At 46.7% G+C, this 4,658-nt stretch carries 4 protein-coding genes and 2 pseudogenes; all 6 read right to left on the bottom strand.

Annotated features, from left to right (window positions below; translation table 11 throughout):
• The coding region (locus V7L97_RS11405) for an ammonium transporter (protein ID WP_333656078.1) at positions 1-1,038 on the bottom strand (1,038 nt) is incomplete at its 3' end.
• A gap of 12 nt (positions 1,039-1,050) precedes the next feature.
• Positions 1,051-1,863 (bottom strand): hypothetical protein, encoded by an 813-nt coding sequence (locus V7L97_RS11400; protein ID WP_333656077.1) that lies wholly within the window; start codon positions 1,861-1,863, stop codon positions 1,051-1,053.
• A gap of 42 nt (positions 1,864-1,905) precedes the next feature.
• Positions 1,906-2,097, bottom strand: coding sequence for a helix-turn-helix domain-containing protein (locus tag V7L97_RS11395; protein WP_333656074.1), 192 nt, complete (start codon positions 2,095-2,097; stop codon positions 1,906-1,908).
• A 115-nt stretch (positions 2,098-2,212) separates the two neighbouring features.
• Positions 2,213-3,095, bottom strand: a pseudogene (locus V7L97_RS11390) (ammonium transporter).
• A gap of 123 nt (positions 3,096-3,218) precedes the next feature.
• On the bottom strand, positions 3,219-4,466 hold the full coding sequence (locus V7L97_RS11380; RefSeq protein WP_333656068.1) for an ammonia-forming cytochrome c nitrite reductase subunit c552: 1,248 nt from the start codon (positions 4,464-4,466) through the stop codon (positions 3,219-3,221).
• Positions 4,435-4,658 (bottom strand): annotated as a pseudogene (locus V7L97_RS11375) (hypothetical protein); the annotation flags it as partial. The pseudogene V7L97_RS11375 and the gene V7L97_RS11380, both read right to left, overlap by 32 nt.

Here is a 4,658-nt window from a genome sequence, read left to right as displayed (position 1 = left end):
TGTATCATCATACCCAAGTTTTGGCTTCATCACTGCAACAGATAAGAATGAGACTATACCTGCTGCAATTCCTATGATTAGGGCGCCGGTTATATTCACAAAACCAGCTGCAGGTGTTATGGCAACAAGACCTGCAACAGCACCCGATGCAAGACCGAGGACTGTAGGCTTCTTTGAATGCATCCACTCTGTAAACATCCATGCAACCGCCGCAACTGCAGTAGCTGTGTTGGTATTGATAAAGGCTGCTCCTGCAAGTCCGTTTGCTGCAAGCGCAGAGCCTGCATTAAACCCGAACCACCCGAACCAGAGAAGCCCTGCTCCTGTTACTACAAGGGTGAGATTATTAGGGATGAGGGTCATCTCACGTCTCTTGCCCAAAATTAAAGCTCCTACGAGGGCTGCGATACCTGCATTGATATGGACTACAGTACCGCCTGCAAAGTCCAGCGCACCAAGTTTTGCAAGGAATCCGCCTCCCCATACCCAGTGAGCAACAGGCAGATATGCAAATGTCATCCAGAGCATCGAGAAGATCAACCATGCAGAGAACTTCATCCTTTCTATATATGCGCCGCTTGCAAGGGCAACGGTAATTGCTGCAAAGGTCAACTGATAAACGATGAATATGTATTCAGGTATCGTCTTTGCTGCATCCGCAATGCTGTTAACACCGACTCCTGCAAGGAGAAGCTTTGCGGGGCTGCCTATGATTCCAGAGATGTCTGTTCCAAATGCAAAGGTATAGCCGTAGATTACCCATAAAACGCTCACGATACAAAATGTCACAAAGGACATTGCAATAGTGTTAAGGGTGTCTTTGCGTTTTGAAAGTCCTCCGTAAAATAGCGCCAGTCCCGGTATTGTCATAAGCATAACAAGGGCAGTTGCCACAATCATCCACGCTGTGTCCCCTGTATCGATCTTAAGCGGAGCCGGAGCAGCAGGGGCCTGTTCAGCCAACCCCTCTTCTGTAAACGCAAGACCTGCAAAACACAGCAAACCAATTATCATCAAAATACTTAATAGCCTTTTCATAGTTTCCTCCTGTTAAAAGCTGAATGTCAGATTTATACCTGTCACAAAGGTATCATCCAGCTTTCCGTTATGGTTATATGAGTTTCCATCCACTGTCTTTTTTGCCTTGCTCGAAAGAGGGAACCAGTACTGTGCAACAGGCTGTACCGACAGATTCTTTGCTATTGGAATTGTGAAACCGGCCTTTACCATACCGTCATGGAATGCACTGTATTTCTTGCCGGTATAATCGCCTGTCGATGATTCGTAAGTCTTCCAGTAGTCGTCGCTGCCCACAAAGTATCCGGCGGATGCGCCGAGGTCAAGGGTTATATCCTTATACACCGTTATCGAATGCGACAGGGAAAGGTTGAAATAGGTGCCGGGATATGATGTTATGTCCCTGTACACAGACAGCGTAGGCTTCAAAAATGTGTCATAGCTTGCGCTCACAAACAATTCCTCGGTATCGCCGGGAGGATTATTATACTTCATGGCGTAGTAGATATAGCCCGCTGTAAGACTGAGCTTATCAATAACATAAGTGTAACTCAATGTCAGGTCTGTCTCGTTAAAGCTCTTGTGCCCGGCCTTGTCAGGCACAAAGGACTGTGTAGCATGCTCATCACTGTCAATGTTGCTCCATAAGCTGCCTGAAAAACCCTTATAGGAAACACTCAAGGCAGGTTGAATGACGATGCTGTGGGAGCCTATCTCGTAGCCCCTGAATATATACCTGTTAAATACACCAACAGATGCACTGCCTGTTACCTTATCCTCCGCATAAGTACCGGCTGTTGAAAAGCCAAGCACCAGAAACATTGCCAGAACCTTTAAACCTTTCATCACAACACCTCCGAATATTTTTTGTTTCAAAGTCATGCCTCATTACTCCGTAAGTTGTTTACTGTCTTTATCCTCCTCCCTTCCGATTCCGTATTTTTTGATCTTGTATCCGATCATCCTTTCGGTTATGCCGAGCTTTCTTGCTGCCCTCGCCATAACCCAATCACATTCCTTGAGGGCGTTGATTATCTCTTCCCTTTCAATCTCTTTTACCCTATCCTTTAAAGAACCCATTGTCTTCACCTCATATAAGCCAGAATCGTGCCAGCCTGCAAGTCATTGATTTATAATGGAATCTTGGCAGAAAAGTTGCTACATTTTTGTATGTTGCTACATTTTTGTATGACTTTTATAGCATATAACCGCTTTCTCCATGCTGGGACTGGTCGAGTCCGATAAGCTCCTGCTCCTCATCAACCCTGAGGCCTACCACCCTGTCAACGATTTTAAGAATAATCAGTGTGGTCACAAAGACAAATGCATAGGTCGCGATTACGGCAATTGCCTGAATACCGAGGAGTGGAGGGTTTCCGAAGAATAAACCATCCTTGCCTGCCGGGTTTATTGCTGTCGATGCAAAAAGCCCAGTGGCCAGCGCACCCCATGTGCCTCCAACTCCGTGAATACCGAGGACATCGAGGGAGTCGTCATAGCCGAGCCTCTGCTTCAGATTTACCGCTATATAACAGAACATTCCTGCGCCTATTCCGATGGGTATCGATGATAGAGGGCTGACAAACCCCGCTGCCGGCGTTATTGCAACAAGCCCTGCCACTGCTCCGCTGACTGCGCCGAGGGCTGTTGGCTTGCCCCTCTGAATCCATTCGACAGCGAGCCAGCTCATTGTAGCAGCGCCAGTAGCGGTATTTGTGGTGACAAATGCAACAGAGGCAAGCCCTCCTGATGTAAGGGCACTGCCTGCATTAAATCCGAACCACCCGAACCACAGGAGCGCTGCTCCGAGGATGGTCATTGGTAAGTTATGCGGGGGCATTGCCTCCATGCCAGTCAAGACCGCCGATAATGCCCCATTTATCCGGTCCGAATGCAAAGGTATATCCCCACAGAATCCATACAACACTTACAATGCAGAGTATGACAAAACTCTGCATTATTGTGCCGAGGACATTCTTCCTTCTGACCATACCGCCATAAAAGAAGGCAAGCCCCGGGGTCATAAGCATAACAAGGGCTGTTGAGATAAGCATCCATGCAGTGTCTCCTGTGTCTATTTTTTGCGGAGCAGGCGCAGTTTGCACCTCGGCAAAAGAGACTCCATTCAATGCTAAAAGACATAATAAAATCATTATTCCTAATCGTTTCATTTTGTTACCTCCATTAATCCTTTATGACATCTATTTTTGTGTTAATAGCGCAGCCTTTCTCTTTACAACAGGCTTAAATCCAGTCTTTCCGTCCTTTGTCTTATACCTCTCTGCAACAATTGCATCAATCCTTGCCATATCGATCTCTGGTGGCGAAGCACCTGTCTTCAGTATTGCCTCCCTTGCCAACATCTCAGCCTGACGACCTTGATCAAGGGCATCACCAAGTACTCTCAGCGCCTCTGGCGGGTTGTGAAAGCCCATGCTGTTTTCAGCGCCTATCCATGTATTGCGGTAATACGCCTCTTCATATATCTCCTTAGCCTTTTTAATCAATGTCTTATCCGAGCGGGGATTTTTCTCTGCTGCCTCGACCATCAATGCTGCACGGGCAACTGAATATCCTGCCTTTGTGAACATATGATTCACCCTGTCCTGAATATTCAATACCTGTTCTTTCAACCACTCAGGGCTCTGGTTGTGGCACTGCATGCATGCCTTCATATTCTTTTTAAGCGGGCTTTCCCATCTGTGGGAAGAGATCTTTTCTTTGCCAACCCTTTCATAAGGCATGTGGCAGTCAGCACAGGCAACGCCTGCTGCCCAGTGAACACTCCCAGGTGATGCGAATAGTTCAAATTCAGGATGCCTTATATGCCCTATCTTCTGGTCAGTGACCTTGTGCTTCCATTCCCTCAAATTTTCGTCCTTGATCTGCTTTATCACCGCCTCAATGGTGATATTGCCCCATTTGCCATTCTTCCACGGAAACAAGAGGCCAATGGATTTGTTATCCCTGTCCTTTGGTATGGAGTAAGTTACATGGCACTGGGCGCAGACGAGACTTCGCAGTTCCTGTCTTGTTAATTTATCAGGGTCTTTGCCTATGGCCTTCAATGCCTCTATCAGTGTCCAGCGGTTTATGCGTAAATCCATTGTCTTTGGGTCATGGCAGTCAGCACAGACAACACCCATTTCCCTGTGTTTTTCAGGAATCTCCTTCCAGACCTCGTCATAGGGCTTGCTGAAGTAATCAACCCTCGATCTCTCCTTTAGTTCAGGCGCATAGGGAGTCTTGCATGTCAGGCATACACCACCAGCCTTTTTGCGTGCTGCATCAATCTTTAACTGATCCTTCAACATATCCGTATGGCCATTTGGCTCGTTGTATTCTATGCCCATTCCCCATCCATCAAAGAGCACAAACTGGAAAGGCCATGGGCTCAATCTATCCTCATCGTCGTTTCTATATTTGCTGTAGCCTTTCGTCCTCTCCATGTTCTTTGTTCTTTAAATAACTGTCATAATGTAGCTGATACATCTTGCCCCATACAGAAGGGTCTTTCTCGCCTTCTGGTATGGTTACTGCTGTTACTGCGGTCTTTACCTTCTGCTCACAACCACCTATAAATATGGCCAGAAGCAGATAAACTGCTATTACATAATTTCTCTTCTGCATTACTTCCTCCT

The organism is Dissulfurispira sp., from assembly GCF_036745535.1.
In the GTDB taxonomy this organism is placed as follows: Bacteria; Nitrospirota; Thermodesulfovibrionia; order Thermodesulfovibrionales; family Dissulfurispiraceae; genus Dissulfurispira.
The sequence above is the reverse complement of the archived record's forward strand: the minus strand, read 5'-3'. Positions and strand labels throughout refer to the sequence as shown.